This window comes from Aphanothece microscopica RSMan92 (assembly GCF_046613545.2).
Taxonomy (GTDB): domain Bacteria; phylum Cyanobacteriota; class Cyanobacteriia; order PCC-6307; family Cyanobiaceae; genus NIES-981.
This window is the reverse complement of record NZ_JBKKKY020000170.1, coordinates 1-1518: the sequence shown is the minus strand read 5'-3', so window position 1 is coordinate 1518 and position 1518 is coordinate 1. Positions and strand designations below refer to the sequence as shown.

Annotated in this window: 1 protein-coding gene and 1 pseudogene; both read left to right on the top strand. The window is 62.3% G+C overall.

Going from position 1 to position 1518, the window contains the following annotated elements; translation table 11 throughout:
* Nucleotides 1-270: 270 nt before the first annotated feature.
* Nucleotides 271-1122 (top strand): phycobilisome rod-core linker polypeptide, encoded by an 852-nt coding sequence (locus ACLD7X_RS16690; protein WP_411424811.1) that lies wholly within the window; start codon nt 271-273, stop codon nt 1120-1122.
* A 298-nt stretch (nt 1123-1420) separates the two neighbouring features.
* Nucleotides 1421-1518, top strand: a pseudogene (locus tag ACLD7X_RS16685) (phycocyanin subunit beta); the annotation flags it as partial.

The window sequence follows — 1518 nt, the reverse complement described above, 5'->3', positions numbered from 1 at the left end:
TGTCATCGCCAACAACTACATCGACTACGCCATCGCCGCCCTCGTCTGAAATCCCTCCTCAAGGGTTCTTACCTCGGCTCCTCTGGCCCCCGCTCGGGGGCCTTTTTCATGGTCGGGTCCTCCCCGCGCCGCTGTCGCCACACGCTTCAACAGGCGCGCTGCCGGGCTGTGAAGTTTGCCCAGAAGAGCGCAGGCTGACAAGCAAGAAGACATAACCTTCCACAACATGCGCCGCTGTTTCGGCGCAAACTCCCTTCACCGCCATCTGCCATGACACTTGTCAATGCGTCGCATCTCGGCATCGAACGCTTCAGCGGGGATCGCAACAAAGAAAACTGGAGCATCAGCTCCCAGCAGGACAAAGCCAGCCTGATTCGCGCTGTTTACCGGCAGGTCCTGGGCAATCAATACATCATGGAGAGCGAAAGACTCACCCAGACCGAGTCACTCTTCAAGCACAATCTCCTCAGCGTGCGAGAGTTCGTACGCCAGGTCGCCAGAAGTGGACTTTACCGCAGCAAGTTCTTCGAGAACTGCAATCCCTACCATTTCATCGAACTGAACCACAAGCATCTGCTCGGTAGGGCACCGCAGAACAAAGCGGAGATGCTGCATCATTTCACGATCCTGCAGGAGCAGGGCTTCGATGCCGAGATCGACTCCTATATCGACAGCGCCGAGTATCAGGGCCGCTTCGGGGAGGAGACCGTGCCCTACGTGCATGGCTGGGATTACTCCACCGGCCATCAGGGACGGCAGTTCTCCTGGCTGATGCAGCTGGCCCGCGGCGTGGCGGCCTCTGTGAAGGGAGACACCGCCGGCACGAAGTTCCGTCTCGGGAAAGCCCTGCACCAGGACCGGGCGGTGCCGGTTGTGAGCCCCAACGCCAGCGGGGCCGGCTTCCAGCCCACCCAGATGCCGAACGAGTCGATCACGAGCATGGCCCGCGGCATCGGCCAGAAGGCCCGCGTCTACCGCGTCGAGGTGACGGGGCTGAACAACTACCGGCTGCACAAGCGGGCCAGCACCGCCCGCTTCGTGACCTTCGACAAGCTGCTGGAGACCCAGCAGATGATCCACCGCCAAGGGGGACGCGTCGCCAGCGTCACCCCGGTGAACTGAGGCGGGGCCGAACTGAGACGGGTCCATAGAAGCGGTGGGGATCCCGGGGAGCAGGCCAGCGGCAGGGCTTGGACCATGCCTCGCCTGCCGTTCCCGTGATCCTCCGGTGACCCTTCGTATCCGGTGACCCTTCGTAACGGTTGGCTTCATCCACGGGATCGCTCACCAACAATGGCCCGGTGCCTGGGTTGAGTGGTCAGCCCCCTCTCCGGGGCCCTCAGGTTCGGTGCCCATCGGTGCCCCATCTCGGCCCATACCAGCCCCTTCCCATCCCTTCCTCCAGACCAGGAGCTCTTCAATGTTCGACGCCTTCACCAAGGTTGTAGCCCAGGCTGATGCCCGCGGCGAATTCATCAACGCTGGTCAGATCGACGCCCTCTCGGCGATGGTCGGAGA